This is a genomic window from Sporofaciens sp. JLR.KK001 (assembly GCF_036941055.1).
In the GTDB taxonomy this organism is placed as follows: Bacteria; Bacillota; Clostridia; order Lachnospirales; family Lachnospiraceae; genus Sporofaciens.
Map to the genome: position 1 here is coordinate 110269 of NZ_JAYMNO010000001.1, position 19183 is coordinate 129451.

Annotated in this window: 18 protein-coding genes; 15 read left to right on the plus strand and 3 right to left on the minus strand. The window is 46.5% G+C overall.

Going from position 1 to position 19183, the window contains the following annotated elements; all coding sequences use genetic code 11:
• The first annotated feature begins 26 nt into the window (after positions 1-26).
• The 6 genes from VSQ62_RS00605 (at position 27) to VSQ62_RS00630 (ending at position 7689) form a co-directional block, all read left to right on the plus strand.
• The gene (locus VSQ62_RS00605) at positions 27-920 is read left to right on the plus strand and encodes a carbohydrate ABC transporter permease (RefSeq protein WP_334632617.1); all 894 of its coding nucleotides are present in this window, start codon (positions 27-29) and stop codon (positions 918-920) included.
• Between the two features lies 1 nt (position 921).
• Positions 922-1794: a carbohydrate ABC transporter permease gene (locus tag VSQ62_RS00610; RefSeq protein WP_334632618.1), complete on the plus strand. Its 873-nt coding sequence runs from the start codon at positions 922-924 to the stop codon at positions 1792-1794.
• A 99-nt stretch (positions 1795-1893) separates the two neighbouring features.
• Positions 1894-3957, plus strand: coding sequence for a glycoside hydrolase family 31 protein (locus VSQ62_RS00615; RefSeq protein ID WP_334632619.1), 2064 nt, complete (start codon positions 1894-1896; stop codon positions 3955-3957).
• Positions 3958-4076: 119 nt separating this feature from the next.
• Positions 4077-4745: a YesL family protein gene (locus VSQ62_RS00620; protein WP_334632621.1), complete on the plus strand. Its 669-nt coding sequence runs from the start codon at positions 4077-4079 to the stop codon at positions 4743-4745.
• 71 nt (positions 4746-4816) lie between these two features.
• Positions 4817-7060 (plus strand): alpha-xylosidase, encoded by a 2244-nt coding sequence (gene yicI, locus VSQ62_RS00625; protein ID WP_334632622.1) that lies wholly within the window; start codon positions 4817-4819, stop codon positions 7058-7060.
• 173 nt (positions 7061-7233) lie between these two features.
• The gene (locus VSQ62_RS00630; RefSeq protein ID WP_334632623.1) at positions 7234-7689 is read left to right on the plus strand and encodes an MFS transporter; all 456 of its coding nucleotides are present in this window, start codon (positions 7234-7236) and stop codon (positions 7687-7689) included.
• A 70-nt stretch (positions 7690-7759) separates the two neighbouring features.
• Here the strand turns inward: VSQ62_RS00630 and VSQ62_RS00635 are convergent, their stop codons facing one another.
• A complete protein-coding gene (locus VSQ62_RS00635; RefSeq protein ID WP_334632624.1) occupies positions 7760-9337 on the minus strand; it encodes an AAA family ATPase in 1578 nt (525 codons plus the stop codon).
• Between the two features lie 274 nt (positions 9338-9611).
• Here VSQ62_RS00635 and VSQ62_RS00640 point away from each other — a divergent pair, with 274 nt between their 5' ends.
• The 4 genes from VSQ62_RS00640 to iolG all read left to right on the plus strand — a co-directional run bounded on the left by VSQ62_RS00640 (position 9612) and on the right by iolG (position 12427).
• On the plus strand, positions 9612-10196 hold the full coding sequence (locus VSQ62_RS00640; protein WP_334632626.1) for a substrate-binding domain-containing protein: 585 nt from the start codon (positions 9612-9614) through the stop codon (positions 10194-10196).
• On the plus strand, positions 10132-10329 hold the full coding sequence (locus VSQ62_RS00645; RefSeq protein WP_334632627.1) for a helix-turn-helix transcriptional regulator: 198 nt from the start codon (positions 10132-10134) through the stop codon (positions 10327-10329). Before VSQ62_RS00640 ends, VSQ62_RS00645 begins: the two co-directional genes overlap by 65 nt.
• 145 nt (positions 10330-10474) lie before the next feature.
• Positions 10475-11374 (plus strand): myo-inosose-2 dehydratase, encoded by a 900-nt coding sequence (gene iolE, locus VSQ62_RS00650; RefSeq protein ID WP_334632628.1) that lies wholly within the window; start codon positions 10475-10477, stop codon positions 11372-11374.
• 39 nt (positions 11375-11413) lie between these two features.
• Positions 11414-12427, plus strand: a complete 1014-nt coding sequence (iolG, locus tag VSQ62_RS00655) for an inositol 2-dehydrogenase (protein WP_334632629.1) — start codon at positions 11414-11416, stop codon at positions 12425-12427.
• 162 nt (positions 12428-12589) lie between these two features.
• Here iolG and VSQ62_RS00660 read toward each other — a convergent pair whose 3' ends face one another.
• Both VSQ62_RS00660 and VSQ62_RS00665 read right to left on the minus strand, forming a co-directional pair.
• Positions 12590-12853 (minus strand): Txe/YoeB family addiction module toxin, encoded by a 264-nt coding sequence (locus VSQ62_RS00660; RefSeq protein ID WP_334637537.1) that lies wholly within the window; start codon positions 12851-12853, stop codon positions 12590-12592.
• Positions 12854-12855: 2 nt separating this feature from the next.
• Positions 12856-13116, minus strand: coding sequence for a type II toxin-antitoxin system RelB/DinJ family antitoxin (locus VSQ62_RS00665; protein WP_334632631.1), 261 nt, complete (start codon positions 13114-13116; stop codon positions 12856-12858).
• A gap of 170 nt (positions 13117-13286) precedes the next feature.
• Here VSQ62_RS00665 and VSQ62_RS00670 point away from each other — a divergent pair, with 170 nt between their 5' ends.
• The 5 genes from VSQ62_RS00670 (at position 13287) to iolE (VSQ62_RS00690) (ending at position 19159) form a co-directional block, all read left to right on the plus strand.
• Positions 13287-14408 (plus strand): LacI family DNA-binding transcriptional regulator, encoded by a 1122-nt coding sequence (locus tag VSQ62_RS00670; RefSeq protein ID WP_334632632.1) that lies wholly within the window; start codon positions 13287-13289, stop codon positions 14406-14408.
• Between the two features lie 90 nt (positions 14409-14498).
• The gene (locus VSQ62_RS00675; protein ID WP_334632633.1) at positions 14499-15878 is read left to right on the plus strand and encodes a Fic family protein; all 1380 of its coding nucleotides are present in this window, start codon (positions 14499-14501) and stop codon (positions 15876-15878) included.
• A gap of 263 nt (positions 15879-16141) precedes the next feature.
• Positions 16142-17146, plus strand: coding sequence for a Gfo/Idh/MocA family protein (locus tag VSQ62_RS00680; RefSeq protein ID WP_334632634.1), 1005 nt, complete (start codon positions 16142-16144; stop codon positions 17144-17146).
• A 251-nt stretch (positions 17147-17397) separates the two neighbouring features.
• Positions 17398-18231: a sugar phosphate isomerase/epimerase family protein gene (locus VSQ62_RS00685; protein WP_334632635.1), complete on the plus strand. Its 834-nt coding sequence runs from the start codon at positions 17398-17400 to the stop codon at positions 18229-18231.
• 31 nt (positions 18232-18262) lie between these two features.
• Positions 18263-19159 carry a myo-inosose-2 dehydratase gene (gene iolE / locus VSQ62_RS00690; RefSeq protein ID WP_334632636.1) on the plus strand — a complete coding sequence of 299 codons (897 nt, stop codon included), beginning with the start codon at positions 18263-18265 and terminating at the stop codon, positions 19157-19159.
• Positions 19160-19183: the final 24 nt, after the last annotated feature.

Here is a 19183-nt window from a genome sequence, read left to right on the forward strand (position 1 = left end):
TTTGAAATGGAAAGGAGAGTGGGAATATGAAGCTTAGCATGGCGGCCAGAAAGAGTAAAGAAGCGTATATATTTATTCTTCCTGGATTCATTTATCTGCTGATCGTCTGCGGATACCCATTGTTGTATAATATTGATCTGAGTTTTAAGAATCTGAACGTTAAGAATTTTGCTTCCGGGGAGTCTGTGTTTGTAGGATTGGAGAATTATAAGACACTGTTGGCGGATCAGACATTCCGGCTGGTATTCAAGAATACCCTTGAATTCACGTTTGCCTGCCTGTTGATCCAGTTTACGGTCGGCTTTTTATTCGCCATGTTCTTCTCTAAGAAGTTCACCCTGGCCGGTCCGATCAGAGGACTGGTGCTTGTGGGCTATATGATGCCGATGTCTGTAACCGCCCTTTTGGGAAAGAACCTGTTCCTGCTGGACGGCGGCGTAATCAACGACCTGCTTATGAAGCTGCACCTGGTCTCGGCCCCTGTCGACTGGCTGGTAAACGGAGGAACTGCGCTTAGTGCAGTAATAGCGGTAAATTGCTGGGTGGGTATTCCTTTTAATATGCTGCTGCTGACCTCAGGTCTGACGGGCATATCGGAGGACGTCTATGAAAGCGCTTCGATTGACGGAGCGACCTCTTTCCAGAGGTTCTTATACATTACGCTTCCGCTCATGAAATCAGCGATGTTGTCCGTACTGATGCTGGGATTCATCTATACGTTCAAAGCATTTGACCTGATGTTCATCATGACGGCAGGCGGACCGTTCAACTCCACAGACGTGCTGGGGACCTATGCATATTCGAGGGCATTTACACAATATGAATTTTCACAGGGTTCAACGATTGCGATGATCCTGTTCGTCTGTCTGTTCTGTGTGGGGCTGTTCTACCTGAAGCTGTTGGGGAAGGAGGATGACTAAGATGGATAAGAATGAGATAAGAGAAGCAAGGCGTATGTATCTGAAGTCCAAAGAAGGACGCAGGAATATTATGAATTGTATCTTTGCGGTTATTATTGCAGTCTTCTTCCTGTTTCCGATCTACTGGCTGATTCAGATGTCATTTAAGACGGATATGGAGAGTTTTGGTAAGATTGTAACCTATTATCCACATGAATTTACGGTTGACCCGTGGCTTCAGAACCTTAGGGATGCGGATTTCCTCACGTCTTTGAAGAACAGTGTTCTGATAGCAGTCTGTGCCATGGTGATCTCGCTTGGATTCGGGGTTCCGGCCGCATACGGAATGGGGCGCTACAAGGTACGGGGAACCAAGACATTCATGCTGACCTTCCTTGTAACGCAGATGCTTCCGGCATCTGTTATGCTGACACCAATGTATCTGACATTCAGTAAATTAGGGCTTCTGGGTACATACTGGGCGCCGGCGATCGCGGTGGCATCGGGTTCCGTACCGTTTATTGTCGTCACGCTGCGGCCGTATTTTAAGAGTATTCCGGTCTCGCTGGATGAGGCGGCGCGTATTGACGGATGTAATGTATTCCGTTCATTTTTCAGGATCATGATACCAACGATCAAGACGGGTATTATAACTGTAGTAGTAATCTCATTTTTAAATGGCTGGAATGACCTGATCTATTCTATGACATTTAACGTGAAGGCGGATATGAGGCCTCTGACAGCGAATATCCATAAGTTCCAGAGCAAATACGGGACGAAGTGGAACTGTATCATGGCTTATGGCGCTATTCTGACGATTCCGGTCATTCTTGCATTCGTATTCCTGCAGAAATATATCGTAGGAGGCTTGACGGCGGGGGCTGTTAAGGAGTAAATAAGAAGTAGAAGTGTTTTGTACATGAATATGACAAAATAAAGGAGGTAATCCTGCACATTGCAGATTACTATAAATATTATATAAGGAGGTAGAGTCATGCCGGATTTTATAAAGAAAGAAGGAGAGACGGGGGATTTCCGTTCAGATGACCGGTTTTTACTTGGGTATTTTGAAGAAAAGGAGGACGCTTTGCATTACCGCTACCGCGATGAGCGCGTGATCGTAGAGCCCTGGGGAGAGAACAGCTTGAGGGTGCGTGCATCTAAGATGTCGGAAATGCCGCAGGAGCTGTGGGCGCTGGATGGGAAACCTGAGGGCGCACATGCCAGGGTAACTATCAAAGAATTTTCCGCGGAGATTGTGAACGGGAAGATTAAAGCCGAGATTAATAACATCGGCAAAATCATTTTCTACAATCAGAAGGGAGAACTGTTGCTGGAAGAATTCGTGCGCAACCGGGAGGATATGTTTGCCAAGACCTGCAGCTCTCTGGAGATGTCTGCAAGGGAATTTAAGCCGATTATAGGAGGAGATTATGCGCTGACCATGAGGTTCGAATCGAATCCGGATGAGAAGATCTACGGTATGGGACAGTATCAGCAGAAATTCCTGGATGTAAAAGGGACAGAGCTTGAGCTGGCGCACCGCAATTCCCAGGCGAGCGTGCCTTTTGCGCTCTCTTCGCTGGGATATGGATTCCTGTGGAACAATCCGGCGGTTGGACGCGTAAGCTTTAACAAGAATGTCACCACATGGGAAGTACAGTCAACGAAGAAGCTAGATTACTGGATCACCGCAGGCGATACACCGGCGGAGATCGAAGAGGCATACGCGGATGCGACAGGAAAGGTTCCGATGATGCCGGAGTATGGTATGGGCTTCTGGCAGTGCAAGCTGCGTTATCAGACCCAGGAAGAACTTCTGGAGGTGGCTAGAGAGTATAAGCGCCGTGAGATCCCGATCGATGTTATAGTGGTAGATTACTTCCACTGGCCGAAGCAGGGAGACTGGAGATTCGATCCGACATACTGGCCGGACCCGGATGCCATGATCGCGGAATTAGAGGATATGGGAATCGAGCTTATGGTTTCTATCTGGCCGATGGTGGACTATAAGAGTGAGAACTTTGACGAGATGCGGTCTAAGGGGCTGCTTACCAGAGTTGAGAGAGGCGTACATATCGATCACCTGTATATGGGCAATACGGTTCATTATGATACAACCAATCCGGAAGCAAGAGAATATGTGTGGGCGAAGGCGAAGAAGAATTACTATGATAAGGGCGTGAAGCTCTTCTGGTTAGACGAGGCGGAGCCGGAATATACGGTTTATGATTTTGACAATTACCGGTACTATCTGGGGCCGAATAATCAGGTGGGCAACATCTATCCTGTAATGTATGCCAAGAACTTTTTTGACGGAATGAGAGCGGAAGGACAGGAAGAGATCGTGAATCTGCTGCGCTGTGCATGGGCAGGCTCCCAGAAATATGGTGCGCTGGTATGGTCAGGAGACATCCATTCTACATTTGACAGTCTGCAGAATCAGTTCACAGCGGGTCTTAACATGGGAATCGCAGGTATTCCGTGGTGGACGACGGATATCGGAGGATTTTTCGGCGCGAATATTTATGACGAAGAATTCCATGAGGTATTTGTCCGCTGGTTCGAGTACGGTGCGTTCTGTCCGGTCATGAGGCTTCACGGCAACCGTATGCCGTATCAGCCGCAGTTTGGTACGACGGGCGGTGCGGAATGTGTATCCGGCGCGCCGAATGAGATCTGGTCATACGGAGACAAGGTGTATGAGATCTGTAAGAAATATATTGAGTTGCGCGAAGCGATGCGCCCATATATCCGCACGCTGATGGAAGCGGCCCATGAGAAGGGAACGCCGGTCATGCGTCCGTTGTTCTATGATTTCCCGGAGGATTCAGTGTGCTGGGACAATGAAGCGGAGTATATGTTTGGGCCGGACATCCTGGTTGCACCTGTTATGGAAAAAGGGCAGCAGACAAAAGAAGTCTATCTGCCTGCCGGCGCTAAGTGGACGAACGCATGGACGAAGGAGATCCTGAAGGGCGGTCAGACTGTTACGGTTGAAACACCGATCGAGCAGATCCCGTTATTCACGAGAAATGGGTTCGCGTTGGAGGTTTAAGAAGCCATCCTGTGTTCTGGAAATAGATTTTAACTGCACTGTGCCGTGCGCGTCGACTGCGCGGTGCGGTGCTTTTTGCCTGTCCGGAGCATTCATAAATAAAGAAGTGAGGAGAGAGTATGGTGAAAAAAGAAAAAAGTGAAAGAAATGTATTTGGATTCGGCGGAAGTTTTGTCGCTTCCTGCGACAAGGTTTTCGATATCATGGCACTGGGATTCCTGTGGATTCTCGGCAGTCTTCCGATTATTACGATTGGCGTGTCTTCGGCTGCCCTTTACCATGCGATGATAAAATGCATCAAACATAATGACGGTTATATCTCGAAAGAATACTTCCGCTCCTTTCTTATGAATCTCAGGCAGGGAGTGATTCTGTGGGTACTGACTGTTGCGGCAACTCTGGCAATGCATCTGAATATCGGGATCCTGATGAAAGAGACGGACGGATATGTAGGATTGTTCTTCATCTGTGTGTATGCGCTTGTTTCGGTGTATATTCTGGCGATGGCCTGCTATATGTTCCCGGCGTTGTCAAGATATGAGATGAGCTGCGGCTGGTTGGTCAAGATATCTATATATATGGTCGTGCGTTATATCGGCACTACGCTTGCGCTTCTGCTCGTGGTGGTCTGTATGGGCGGGATCATCTGGAAATTCCCTATGGCGATGTTCTTCGTGCCCGGACCGGCGGCGTTTATTATGTCGGATTTTCTGGAGAGGGTGCTGAAGAAGCATGAACCGGAAATACAGGACCTGAAGGAAGGCGGGGAAGAAGAGACGGGGGAATGAGAGAAACGGGAAAATAAAGACAGGAAGCAAAGGGGAAGGAGAAGAGCGAGGATGAGAGGAGGAAGAGTGAAATGAGATATACGAATGGATTCTGGGCAATGCGGGAAGGAATCATACCTGCATATGCAATTGAGTATGCAGGTCATACGGTAAAGGGGAATGAATTGACTGTCTATCTGCCGGCAAAGCATATAGCAGACCGGGGAGATCCGATGAATATTCCGATGCTGACGGTTACGCTGACGAGTCCGATGGAAGGAATCATTAAGGTGTCGGCAGTGCATCATGCGGGAGCAGTGATAAGAGGGCCGTTTGCGAAGTATCAGGAGGAGAATCCGCAGGCAGAGATCAGCGAGACAGATGAGGAACTGGTCTATCGCAGCGGGAATCTTAAGGCGGTGATTGACAAAAGACCGAATCATTACCGGCTGTCATTTTATGAGGGAGACCAGTTCCTGACGGAATCCGGTTACCATAACCTGGCCTATATGCGGGACTCAAATACAGGAAGGAAATATATGATAGAGCAGCATCTGATTGATGTGGATGAGTATGTGTACGGGCTGGGAGAGCGGTTCACTCCGTTTGTGAAAAATGGCCAGGCTGTTGAGATGTGGAACGAAGACGGCGGAACGGCCAGCGAGATTGCCTACAAGAATATCCCGTTCCATATTACGAACAAGGGGTATGGCGTGCTGGTAGATCATGTGGGGGATGTGGCCTATGAGATCGCCAGTGAGAAAGTGGAGCGGATTCAGTTTGGCATAGAAGGAGAGTGTCTTGAATACTTCTTCATATGCGGCGGCAGTCCCATGAAGACGGTTGAAAAGTATACGGCTTTGACGGGGAGGCCGGCGCTTCCTCCGGCATGGTCTTTTGGATTGTGGTTGACCACTTCATTTAAGCCTCATTATGACGAGAAAACTACATCAGAGTATATTCAGGAGATGGCGGACCGGAAGATTCCGCTGCATGTATTCCACTTCGACGCATATTGGATGGATATGTTAGAGTGGTGCAATTATACATGGAATCCAAAGGTTACTGACGATCCGAAGGCGATGCTTGAGCGATATCACAGGAAAGGACTGCATATCTGTGTGTGGATTAATTCCTATATTGCTCAGAAGTCTTATCTGTTCGCGGAAGGAAAGGAGAAGGGCTATCTTCTGAAACGTGCGGACGGCGGAGTGTGGCAGACAGATCTGTGGCAGCCGGGAATGGCAGTCGTTGATTTTACGAACCCGGATGCATGTGCATGGTTCCAAGGGAAGCTGAAGGTTCTGATGGATATGGGGGTGGACTCTTTCAAGACGGATTTTGCCGAGCGGATTCCGGTAAAGGATGTCGTCTGGCATGACGGTTCTGACCCGGTAAAGATGCATAATTATTATTCGGTTCTCTATAATCAGACGGTTTTCTCCTTGTTGGAGAGAGAGCGGGGAAATGGAGACGCGGTTGTATTTGCAAGGTCGTCAAGTGTCGGAGGGCAGCAATTTCCGGTGCACTGGGGCGGGGATTGTTCGGCAAGCTATGTATCCATGGCGGAGACTCTGCGGGGAGGTTTGTCCTTGTCACTCTGCGGATATGGGTTCTGGAGTCATGATATCAGCGGGTTCGAGAATACTGCGACGCCGGATCTGTATAAGAGATGGTGCCAGTTTGGCCTGTTAAGCTCCCACAGCCGCCTGCACGGCGCAGATTCACTGAGGGTTCCGTGGAAGTTTGATGAAGAGGCTTGTGTGATATTAAAAGAATTCGTCAATCTCAAATGCCGCCTGATGCCCTATATCTATGCCATGGCTGTCCAGTCCCACGAGTATGGCAGGCCTGTGCTTCGGCCAATGATCCTGGAATTCCCCAAAGATCACGGATGCGATACGCTGGATCGGCAGTATATGCTTGGAGATGCGCTCCTAGTGGCGCCTGTTTTCAAGGAATCAGGAGAAGTAGATTACTATCTCCCAAAGGGAAAGTGGATCAACCTGATCACAGGAGAGAAAAAGGACGGGGGAAGTTGGCAGAAGGAAGTGCATGATTATCATTCCCTGCCTCTTCTGCTTAGGGAGAATACGATCCTTCCGATGGGAAATAATGAGGAGTCAGTGGTGTATGGTTATTCTGACGGTGTGACACTGCTGGTGTCTGAATTCACAGAAGGCGGCTGTGCCAAAGCTGAGATACCGGATGCAGACGGAAAGACCGTGATGAGAGTCTGGGCGAGACGTGAAGGGGACGAGATTATAGTTAGGGTAGAAGGAGAAGGGAATTACAGCATCAAAAATCTGGGAAGTGGACAGATTCTTAAATATTAAAAAGGAAGGGGAAAAACCGCCGGGAATCAGCCGTGTATTTTGCGGTCTAAAAATAAGACAACAAAATATTGTCAAATTCATGACAACTTGTAAAATACTAAGAAATCTAAAAAATGTACGGATTCTGATACCATAGAATACTTGATATCCGAATCTTAAGAACAGAACAGCAAGTGATCGCACTGGCCGGCCAGTTGATATTCTTCCTGAATCCGTATGATTTTACCTGGATGGTGGGAAGCTGCGTGCTCCGCGCGATCGGTCTGGCGCCTTTGAACGCTGCGGTATTCGGAATGATCGGGGATGTAGTTGAGTTCGGTCAGTGGAAGACGCATATTCGGCAGGAAAGCCTGATCTTCGCGGGCGGTTCTATCGGAACGAAGGACGGTGCGGGACTGGCATCGGCGATTATGACGGGGATGCTCTCTGCGGCAGGTTATATCAGTTCGTCTGAAGGAAGTGCTGTACAGCCGGAATCTGCCCTGAACTGTATTGTTACGATCTACAAGTTCGGTCCGGTTATTGTGGCCGGGATCGCGGTGATCACATTGGCGCTGTATAAGCTTGATAAGAAATATTCGTCCGTTATGGAGGAACTGGTGGCAAGAGAAGCAAGAGGAGAATTGTAAAACGGATTAGATAGCCCTATCGGTTAGGAGGCTGCTCATTAGTTGGGCAGCCTCCTAACCGATAGGTGTATCAGAGCTTCAATCTTTCTATTTGGCAGCTATGAGGCTTATTCGTACATTCCTTGTCATAATTTACACCGACAAGCAGGATATCGCCGGTATAATTCACAAGAGACTGAGTATAATGCCTGTCCTTTATCTGCTGTATTGCTGCATTTGCAGACTTGTCGTACTTAAGTTCTATTACAAGTGCGGGCTTTTCTGTTTTTGCAGGCAGCGGTAAGAATACAATATCCGCAAAGCCGTGTCCTGACGGCAGTTCACGTATCATCAGATAATCCTTTCTTGCGCTGTAATAGGCAAGGCTTATGGCACAGGCAAGAGAATTTTCATCATTGTAGGTCAGGATGGAAGCCACTTCTGTATGCGCTTTGTCAAGCTCTTCGGAAACGCATCTTTCATCTCCGTTAAGCGTTGCCTCAAGAAGTCTTTCGGAGGAATTAAGAACGCGCATAACCTCGGCCCAACCGCCGACGCTCATTGCATTTTCAAATTCTCCGGCAATTTCTCTGTTAGGAATAAAGGTCTCTTTTCTCTCCTGATCATAACCGAGATAACCGAGATGGATCAACAGTGTCAGTACGTCGTCCCGGGTCTTCAATGTCCGCATATCGTTCTGAAAGCTTAGGGTGTTTACCCTGACATGTTCACCGCCGAGCATTTTTACGATGTCTGAACGGAGTCCGTCGAAGTTCATATCCATATAAACCTTCAGCGCTTCATAGGTCTCCGTCGAAGTCCAGTAATTGGAAAATCTGTGAGTCTGCATTGCTGCGACAACAGATCTCGGGTTATAAATATGGTGATATTTGCTGAATCTGTAACCGTCGTACCAGTGACTCGTCTCCGGGAAATCCATATCAAACTGTTTACACAGTTTTTGTACTTCTTTCTCAGTAAATCCGGTGTACTCTTCAAAGATATCCTGACCTGACATCGAATATTCCCAGAACATATTTAAGGCAGAATGTTCCCCATATTTTTTTACCGGCAGAATGCCTGTCATATAGGTCAGCGCAACATAAGGCTGATCCTTCAAAAGCCCCCGCAGGAAATCAAGATATTGCTTCTGCAGCCCTTCTTCTTTTTGTCTTTCGCGGATGACACAATCCCACTCGTCAATCAGGAAAATGAACTTTTTACCTGTTTTTGCGTAGATTCTTTTTAATGTATCGGCAAGCCCTTTATCCTGTCTTGTCAGGTATCCGCCGTATTCTGCCAGGAGCTCTTCGAGAACTTCTTGTTCCAGATAGTCGGTTACGCTTTGATCTTTTGCACCGATCAAAAACTGTTGTATATTCAGAAAAATCACATCATATTTGTTCAGATGCTCTGTAAAGCTGTCAGCATTCTCCAAAACCTTTCCCTTGAATAGTTCCCTGGAATCGCATCCAAGGCTGTAGTAAGCGGCGAGCATCTTAAGCGCCATGGATTTTCCGAAACGCCGCGGTCTGCTGATACAGAGATATTTTTCTTCTGTATTGATCAGCTCATTCGTACATGCTGCCAGTCCGGTTTTGTCTACATAGATTCGGGAACGGATGGATTCTAAAAAGCCGTCGTTCCCCGGATTTAAATAAATTCCCATTTAAAATATCCTCCATAATGAATTCAGTATAGCACAGTCAGGAAAGAGAAGGCAATTGAAATCGGGAGTAATTGGCTCTTTGGACGGCAGACAAAGGAAGAGCGTCTGCAGAAGTATAAAAGCACGCAAAAAAATGTGTGCTTTTCATTAAAAATACTACAAAAAATGTGTTGACACGCAGACATATATTTTGTATATTATGGTATAGAGAAAGTGTGTAGAAATTAAGAAGAACAGCCTGTATACAGGGGAAAACCGACAGAGGGGCAGCAAGATGGGAAGCTTTGGCCGGAACAGCAGAGCAGTAAGATTCGCAGCGGCAATTATGCTGGGAGTCTGTGCAGTAACTGGATGTGCACGCAATGAGAAAACGGAGTCCGACGAGAAGCCGTATACGATCGGTGTCGTCACGAAATCAAGGAACAGTGAATACTGGATGTCCGTATGCTCAGGCATGGAGAAGGCGGGCAAGGATTACGGCGTGTCTGTCAAGATTATTTCTCCTGATTCGGAGTCTAACGACAGGATGCAGAAGAAGATGATCCATGATTTGATCAGACAGGATGTGGACGCATTGGCGATCTCTCCGATCTCTTCTTATGACGCGCCGTATCTGGCGGAAGCAGAAGAGGCGGGGATAAGAATCGTTGCATATGATACGAAGATCCTGGCAGAGGGAATTCCGTACATAGGAATTGATAACCGGAAAGCGGGAGAAGAACTTGCCGCAAATGGACGCTGCGAAAGCGGCAGAACTGAATCCTGCGTATTTAAGCTTTTTGTTCAAGCAGGAGTTGGGAATCGGATTCTCGTCTTATCTGCTGGATCTGAGGATGGAATGTGCCAGGGCATTGCTTAGGGGCACGAACGGTAAGATAAAGGAGGTGGCGCGGGAAGCCGGGTTCAACGATTATCATTATTTTTCTAAGGCATTTAAGAAAATAAACGGGTGCAGCCCGGTGGATTACCGGAGGAGAAATATTCATACCTAAAAATAAGACAACATTTATCTGACGGAATAAACAAAACAACAAAACTAAAAAAAAGAGTGTTTTTTTAGATGTACGGATATGGTATATTTTCTTTCAGAGAGACAAAGAGAAAAAAAGAATTGATATAGAGAAAGGAGAGTCAAAGATGTTTGACAAAAGCAAAGTAAAACTTGGAATCGCTCCCATTGCGTGGACGAACGATGATCTGCCGGATCTGGGAGGAGAGAACACATTTGAACAGTGTGTCAGCGAGATGGCGCTGGCGGGATTCACCGGGTCAGAGGTAGGCAACAAGTACCCTAAGGATCCGGAGGTGCTTAAGAAAGCTTTGGAGTTAAGAGGAATCGAGATCTGCAACCAGTGGTTCTCTTCTTTCCTGATCACGAAGCCGTTTGAAGAGGTGGAGAAGGAATTCCGTGCACAGCTTACTTTCCTGAAAGCGATGGGAGCTAAGGTGATCGGCGCTTCCGAACAGAGCCACAGCGTACAGGGGCAGCAGGACACACCGATCTTCGGACACAAGTATGTGATGAATGATGATGAGTGGAAGACATTCTGCGAGGGTATGAACCGTCTTGGCAAGATCGCCAAAGATGAATACGGAATCGCACTTACTTTCCATCATCATATGGGAACGGTTGTGCAGGACCCGGACGAGGTGGAGCGCATGATGGCGAATACAGATCCAGAGTATGTAAGCCTGCTGTTTGATACCGGACACTTTACATACTGCGGGGCAGATCCGCTTGAGATGGTTACCAAATATGTGGACAGGATCAAGCATGTGCACCTGAAGGACATCCGCCCGGAGATCGTTAAGAAGGTGAAGGAAGAGAACTTAAGCTTCCTTGAGGGTGTAAGACAGGGAGCATTTACCGTACCGGGAGACGGATGTATTGATTTCGATCCTATTTTCAAGGTTCTTGAGGATCATGGTTATGAGGGATATATGCTGGTAGAGGCAGAGCAGGATCCGGCGAAGGCGAATCCGCTGGAATATGCGGTCAAGGCAAGAAAGTTTATTGCAGAGAAGACAGGATTATAAAATACGTTTGCGAATGATTTGAAAGGAGAATAAAAGATTATGGTTACAGTAGGTATTATCGGAGCAGGAAGAATCGGAAGAGTTCATGTTGAGAGTATTTGCACGAAGGTGGGCAATGCGAGGATCAAAAGCCTTGCGGATCCATTTATGAATGACGAGACGGCCGCATGGGCGAAGAAGATGGGTGTGGAGAATACGACGAAGGATTACAAGGAGATCATCGCAGATCCAGAGATTGACGCGGTGCTGATCTGTTCTTCCACAGATACGCATTCTCCGATCTCTGTGGAGGCGATCAATGCAGGAAAGCATGTATTCTGCGAGAAGCCGATCGATCATGACGTGGCTAAGATCAAGGAAGTGATCGATGCGCTTAAGAAGAATCCGGTGAAATATCAGGTAGGTTTCAACCGCAGATTTGACCACAACTTCGAGGCAGTGAAGGATGCTGTGGCAGCAGGCAGGATCGGTGATACTCACATCATCAAGATCACATCCAGAGACCCGGAGCCGCCGTGTGCAGACTATGTTAAGGTGTCCGGCGGAATGTTCCTGGATATGACGATCCATGATTTTGATATGGTACGTTTCCTTGCAGGATGCAATGCAGCGGAGGTGTATGTAGAGGCGGCTGTACTTGTTGATCCGGCAATCGGAGAGGCGGGAGACGTAGATACCGCAGTGATCACTCTGAAGATGGAGAACGGTGCGATCGCAGTGATCGACAACTCCAGACAGGCTGTATACGGATACGATCAGAGAGCGGAAGTGTTCGGTTCTAAGGGAATGGTTGCTACCGGCAATGATGCGGCAAGTGCGGCAGTGATAAGCAATGTGGACGGTGTAACAGGCGAGAAGCCGCTGCATTTCTTCCTGGAGCGTTATATGGATGCATATGCGAAGGAGATCAAGTGCTTTATCGAAGCGATTGAGAATAATACGGATGCTCCGCTTGGAGTTGAAGACGGCTTGCAGCCTGTATTGATGGGCCTTGCGGCGAAGAAGTCATTAGAAGAGCATCGTCCGGTTAAGATCTCTGAGATTATGGTTTAAAATTATAGATATTGTTGTCAAGGCGAAACCCTGCGGGGATCAGGAAAAGATAGTTCTGATTCCTGCGGGGTTATTTGCTATAGTGCTGTCAGTGTGATGTGAATACGAATGGAAGTTGGATAAAATACACAAAAATGAACTAGATTTGATACCCCCATTCGTTTATTTGTCGTTATAATGTCCATGACAGGATACGATCGTTGTCTGATTGCCAACAGTCTTATATACGATACGATTCTTTTCATCAATATGCCTGCTCCACCATCCACTTAAATTACCGGATAGAGGTTCAGGATGACCTATTCCGTCGAAAGGAGTTCTTTGTATATCTTTGATGAGTTTATTTATCCGTCTCAACGTTTTCTTGTCTTGCGTTTGCCAATCAAGATATTCCTGCCAGGCATCGTCTTCCCACAGTATTCCCATCATTACACCTCGATCAAGTCATGTTCTTTCGGAACGGATTGACCGGATTCGATCTTAGCAATGCGTTCTTCCAATGTTCTTATGTTAGATTCTGAAAAAAACGGATCGGCTGTAATTTCAAAAGGAATCTTATTTTGGCGGACGACAGCTTTTGCAAACATAGTAAAAGCTGTTGTCATATTCAATCCCATGTCTTCGAAAAGAATTTCAGCTTGTTTTTTTAACTTTTCATCCATTCGGATAGTAATGCTTGTTGTTGCCATATAATCAACCCTCCTGCTATGTTTGCATAATACAATAAATGTATGTATATGTCAATACATAGTATGTACTAATGTATAAAATTGTACAGCTCCAAAACCTATGTGATAAATAGAAACCGGATGAAGAGTTCAATTAAGAGAATAAAAGATTTGGGGAATGGATTGTAGGTTTGACAATTGTTTTTATGGTATTTATAATAAAAGACAAGAAAACGGCGGCAATAGAGCATGTACATGACTGCTGCGGACAGGGAGGAAATGAGATGGCTGTAACCTTGCAGCAGATAGCGGAAGCGGCAGGAGTCTCCAGGGGCACTGTGGACAGAGCTTTGAATAACAGGGGAAGGATCAATGCGGAGGTTGCGGACCGGATCCGGAAGATCGCAGATGAGATGGGATATCAGCCAAACCGGGCGGGCAGAGCGTTGGCGATGTCGAAGAGGTCGATCACGATCGGTGTGATCATCCAGGCGGCGAATACGCCGTTTATGGAGAAGGTCATCGAAGGAGCGGAAGATGCCAAGGCCGAGGTAGAGCGTCTGGGAGCGGATGTGATCATTCGGAAGATTGATGATTTTGATGCGGGGAAAGCGGTTGCGGCGATGTATGAGTTAAAGGAGAGGGGCTGCAACGGGATTGCGGTCGTTCCGGTGGATGATGAGAAGCTGAAAGCGACGGTCGATGAACTGGCGGACGCGGAGATCCCGGTCATTACATTCAACTCTGATATCGAGGAGTCGAGGCGTCTCTGTTTTGTCGGACAGGATACTTATCAGAGCGGGAGAGTAGCGGCAGGGCTGATGGCAGATATTCTTCCGGCATCCGGGAAGGTTCTTGTGATATCCGGTTATCCTGCTGCTTATGGGCATAAGAACCGGACAAAAGGATTTTTAAAGGAATTTGCAATGCTGAGAGAGGATATGCAGGTGTTGGATGTCCAGTATGCTTTTGATGATAACCGTATGGCAGAGATGATTACCAACGGGATGCTGAAGGAATATGAGGATCTGACAGGCATTTATCTTGCGGCATCCGGTGTCCAGGGAGTTTGTAAGGCTCTTAACGATCTTGGTCTGGCGGATAAGGTGAAGGTCATCTCCAATGATCTGACAGCCCAGAATGTACAATATCTGGAGGAAGGGAAGATCCGTTTCCTGATCGGACAGGATGGCTACAGGCAAGGCTATGAGCCGGTTATGATATTGTTTGAGAAGATATTTGACGGGAAAGAGCCGGAGAAGGAATTCGCTTATACGGAGATTGTGATCAAGACGAAGTATAATCTCGCATAAGATGATTTCTATATCATACAGGGAAATTCCATTGATATTCACTGATTAGTCAGGTTCAATATCAAATATTAATAATAAAGGGTGACGATATTGGCATTAGTAAATATTGGTTCTGAGACGGAGCAAATTGAATACAAAAAGAGTATTGGTGAATTAAAAGAGGCCATGTTCTCTATTGCGGCCATATTGAACAAGCACCAGAAGGGCGAACTATACTTTGGTGTGAAAAATGATGGAACAGTAATCGGACAGGAAATTAATGATGAATCTTTGCGGAAAGTAAGTCAGGCAATTGGGAATCATATTAAACCTGCTATTTATCCAGAGATAAAAACTCAGCAATTTGGTGATAGAGAGACTATTTTAGTGAGCTTTGAAGGAAGCAGATGTCCATATCTCGCATATAATGTTCCAAGAATAAGAGTAGCGGATGAAGATCTTGTTATGGATCAGGATACTTATGATTCTATGATACGCAAGCGTGATAATGTTGATTATTCATGGGAGAAGAGGGTATCTGCGTACACAATTGACGATGTGAATGAAGATGCTTTTTTTGAATATCTGAGGAAAGCAAAAGAAGCCGGGCGGATTGATTTTGAGGACACCGATGTAAAAACAGTTTTGGATAAATTGGAGCTGATAGAGGGAAATTATCTTTTGAATGCAGGTGCTGCTCTTTTCTGTGATTGTGGTATTGTCAATGAATTGCAAATTGCGAAATTTGCATCTGATGAGCGATTGACATTTACTGACATACGCAGATATAGCGGCTCTGTTATGGAATTAAAGAAAAAGGCAGAACAGTATATTATTGATGCTATGGATTGGCGTGTCGAGTTTGGGAATTTGACGAGAAAGGAAATACCGGAAATTCCATTGGATGCGATCAGAGAGGCGATCACGAATTCTTTTGGGCATAGAATGTTCGATAGTGGGCAGAGTAATGAAATGACTATTTTCAAAAATAGAATTGAGATATATAATCCAGGTGCTTTTCCTGCAAATAAAACACCGGAAAGTTATGTGATGGGAAATCAAAGGCCAATTCGTAGAAATCCGTTAATTGCTCGTACATTATATTATTCTAAAGATATGGAAAGTTTTGCAACAGGATTGAAGCGTATTAAGGATGCTTGTGACAAAGCGGGATGTAAGGTGGAGTTTGAAACACCGGATGATGGTTTTGTTGTTATATTTTATCGGCATGGGATTGAAAAATTGAGCGGGACCGCTCAAAAGGAAGAAAAAACCGCTCAAAAAACCGCTCAAAAGGAAGAACGGATTAATGCGTTGCTTGAATATTGTAAAAAACCGAGGAACAGAGATGAAATGATGAAGTTTCTTGGAATAAAACACAGGACTACATTTAGAAATGATTACTTGAATCCATTATTGGATGAGGGGAAAATTGCAATGACAATACCAGATAAGCCGCGAAGCAAGAAACAAAAATTTTATTCTCTTTAATTTTGGCGAGCTCTGCCATCGAAGCTCTATAAGAAGAACAGAGACAATATGTATAGAATTGTGCAGATTATATGTTGGTAAAACATATATTTTGCACAATTTTTTTGTGTATTTTTTAACGGATAGTCATAATAGATAAAATCATTTTGTTATATTTGTGCAAATTACATATTGCGTTCACGTGAACGCAATGCTAAAATAACGACATAAAGAAACAAGCAAAAAAGTAAAAATAAAACAAAACAAGAAAGGCGGAAAACAAAATGTTAAGAGTAGGAGTTATCGGATGCGGCGGAATGGGAAGAGATCATATCAAGAGGATCACAGAGAGAACCCAGGGAGCCGAGGTTGTGGCAGTTTCAGACGTATTTGAAGAGGGAGCGAAGAAGGCGGCCGAGATCGCAGGAGGAGCCAAGGTCTATACGGACGGCAAAGCGCTGATCAACGATCCTGATGTTGACGCGGTTCTGGTCGTATCGCCGGGATTCGCACATGTTGACGATCTTCTTGAAGCGATCAAGGCCGGCAAGCGTGTGTTCTGTGAGAAACCGCTCTGTACGACGGCAGAGGATTGCAAGAAGGTAATGGACGCGGAGGCAGCCTCCGGCAGACATTTGATCCAGCTGGGATTCATGCGCCGTTACCACAAGGGATATAACCAGATCAAGGACGCGATAGCGACGGGCGAGTACGGCGAACCGCTGATGATGCACTGTACGCACAGGAATCCTGAGGTGGGGACGAATTACAATACACCGATGGCGGTACATGATACGGTGATCCATGAGATAGATCTGTGTCACTGGCTGGTCAATGATGATTATGAGAGTGTGCAGGTGATCATGCCGAAGGTTACGAAGTATTCCCACTCTGAGCTTAAGGATCCGCAGATCATGCTGATGCGCACGAAGAGCGGTATCTGTATCGATGTAGAGTGTTTTGTAAACTGTAAGTTCGGATACGATATCAACTGCGAAGTAGTATGCGAGGACGGTGCACTTAAGATGGGCGCTCCGATGGCTCCTTCTATCAGGAAGAATGCGGCGGCTTCTACAGAGATCACAACGGATTGTTTCGTACTGTTCAAGGATGCTTATGATGCAGAGATCCAGAACTGGGTTGACTGTGCTGCAAAAGATGTGATCGAAGGACCTACCACATGGGACGGATATCTGGCGGCAGTTACCGCAGACGCATTGGTAAAGGCACAGGAAACGGGCAATATCGAGAAGGTTGTAACGGTTGAGAAGCCGGAGTTTTATAAGTAAGAAGGATATTACGGCCAAGAAGCTGGAGTTTATGCAAGCCAAAGATCCCGCGGCAGGCGGTATATATTTTTCAGATGAGCGTACACGAGCACGCAAATAAGTAAATCAAAGTAAGATATAAGCAGACAGACAAACAAAGCAATATTATGAAATAATATGCAATTAGCAGGAAAAGCAGGAAAGCAGGAAAAGCAAGCAAAGCAAGTAAGGCAGGAAAAGCAGAGAAAATAGATGAAAAGGAGACCGCGATTATGAAATTAGGATTTAATGAAGCAACAGCACTGGAGTGTAAGGGACAGTCCCTCATGGCTGACCTGGAAGCATGTGAGAAGTATGGGTTTGATTATATTGAGATCAGGTTCGACTGCGTGAAGGACTATCTGAAAGAGCATACGTTGGAGGAACTGGCAGACTGGTTTAAGAACCATCATCTGAAACCATGGGCGTATAATACCCTGATCTATTTCAACCAGAGGGATGAGGCCGGTGTGAAAGAGATCGACGAGGAGACGGACTTCATTATCGAGGTGTGCAAGGCGATCGGTATGAAGATGCTGATCACGGTTCCTCAGTTTGACGTGAAGGATAAGAGTGTGTCCGAGATTAAGGAAGAGGCAGTTGCAAGACTTCGCTATCTGTCTGACAAGGTAGGCTCTGACATCAGGATTTCCCTGGAATTCTGCGGTGCTCCGAACTGCTCCATCAATCAATTTGGCACGGCATATGACGTAGTGAAGGCTGTAGACAGAGATAATGTGGGAATCACGGTTGATACCTTCCATTTCCATGAGATGTGCTCGAAGCTCGAGGATCTTAAGAACGCAGACGGCAAGAAGATCTTCGCGTACCATCTGAACGACTGCGAAGACCTTCCGCTTGGTTCCTGCGGGGATGACAAGAGACTGTGGCCGGAAGAGGGCGTGATCGACCATGCTGCGATCGCAGGCGCATTGAAGGAGATCGGTTTCGACGGCGTGTGCACCATCGAGGAATTCCGTCCGGAATACTATGCGATGTCACACGAGGAGAATGTGAAGAAGGCGGCGGAAGTAACGAAGGCGTTTGTAGAGAAGTATTTCGCTTAAAATCATACGAACAGTAAAGGAGCAAAAAGAGATGCTAGACAAGAGTAAGGTTTCACTTGGAATCGCACCCATCGGATGGACGAATGATGATATGCCGGATCTTGGCAAGGAGAATACGTTTGAGCAGACTGTCAGCGAGATGGCGCTTGCGGGATTTACCGGATCGGAAGTGGGCAGCCACTACCCGGCAGATCCGGCAGTCCTGAAGAAAGCGTTAGATCTTAGAGGTATGACGATCTGCAATCAGTGGTTTTCTTCTTTCCTGATCAGCAGACCGTACGAGGAGACGGAGGAAGCTTTTATTAAGCAGTGTGATTTCCTGACACAGGTAGGTGCAAAATGCATCGGCGTATCCGAACAGAGCTACAGTATCCAGGGAATGTTGGACCGCCCGATCCAGGAAGGCAAATATGTCATGAATGACGGGGAGTGGGAGTTGCTTACAACAGGGCTTAACAGACTGGGCAGGATCGCGAAGGACAAGGGAATGGTGCTGACCTTCCATCATCACATGGGAACGGTCGTCCAGACGGAAGAGGAGATCGATCGTTTTATGGCGTCCGTAGACCCTGAATTGGTATTCCTTCTGTTCGACAGCGGCCATCTGTCATTCGCGGGGATCGACCCGGAGAAGGTTCTGAGGAGATATGTTGACCGTGTGCGCCACGTGCATCTGAAGGATCTGAGAAAGAGTGTGGCAGAGCAGTCCCGGAAGGAGAAATGGAGCTTCTTAAAGGGAGTGCGCGAGGGAACATTTACCGTTCCGGGAGACGGGGACGTGGATTTTGCGCCGATTTTTAAGATACTTGAGGAAGCTGGTTACCAGGGATGGGTAGTCGTAGAGGCGGAGCAGGATCCGGCGAAGGCGAATCCGTTTGAATATGCGCTGAAAGCAAGAAAATACATTGCCGAGCATACCGGTCTGTAATAGATCTGTTTGAGATATCAGATA

Excerpts from the sequence above, each read along its gene's own strand:
- VSQ62_RS00605 (WP_334632617.1), top strand. The coding sequence starts at position 27 with ATGAAGCTTAGCATGGCGGCCAGAAAGAGTAAAGAAGCGTATATATTT.
- VSQ62_RS00680 (WP_334632634.1), top strand. The coding sequence starts at position 16,142 with ATGTTAAGAGTAGGAGTTATCGGATGCGGCGGAATGGGAAGAGATCAT.
- VSQ62_RS00610 (WP_334632618.1), top strand. The coding sequence starts at position 922 with ATGGATAAGAATGAGATAAGAGAAGCAAGGCGTATGTATCTGAAGTCC.
- VSQ62_RS00635 (WP_334632624.1), bottom strand. The coding sequence starts at position 9,337 with ATGGGAATTTATTTAAATCCGGGGAACGACGGCTTTTTAGAATCCATC.
- VSQ62_RS00615 (WP_334632619.1), top strand. The coding sequence starts at position 1,894 with ATGCCGGATTTTATAAAGAAAGAAGGAGAGACGGGGGATTTCCGTTCA.
- VSQ62_RS00620 (WP_334632621.1), top strand. The coding sequence starts at position 4,077 with ATGGTGAAAAAAGAAAAAAGTGAAAGAAATGTATTTGGATTCGGCGGA.
- iolE (WP_334632636.1), top strand. The coding sequence starts at position 18,263 with ATGCTAGACAAGAGTAAGGTTTCACTTGGAATCGCACCCATCGGATGG.
- yicI (WP_334632622.1), top strand. The coding sequence starts at position 4,817 with ATGAGATATACGAATGGATTCTGGGCAATGCGGGAAGGAATCATACCT.
- VSQ62_RS00685 (WP_334632635.1), top strand. The coding sequence starts at position 17,398 with ATGAAATTAGGATTTAATGAAGCAACAGCACTGGAGTGTAAGGGACAG.
- VSQ62_RS00665 (WP_334632631.1), bottom strand. The coding sequence starts at position 13,116 with ATGGCAACAACAAGCATTACTATCCGAATGGATGAAAAGTTAAAAAAA.
- VSQ62_RS00660 (WP_334637537.1), bottom strand. The coding sequence starts at position 12,853 with ATGGGAATACTGTGGGAAGACGATGCCTGGCAGGAATATCTTGATTGG.
- VSQ62_RS00640 (WP_334632626.1), top strand. The coding sequence starts at position 9,612 with ATGGGAAGCTTTGGCCGGAACAGCAGAGCAGTAAGATTCGCAGCGGCA.
- iolE (WP_334632628.1), top strand. The coding sequence starts at position 10,475 with ATGTTTGACAAAAGCAAAGTAAAACTTGGAATCGCTCCCATTGCGTGG.
- iolG (WP_334632629.1), top strand. The coding sequence starts at position 11,414 with ATGGTTACAGTAGGTATTATCGGAGCAGGAAGAATCGGAAGAGTTCAT.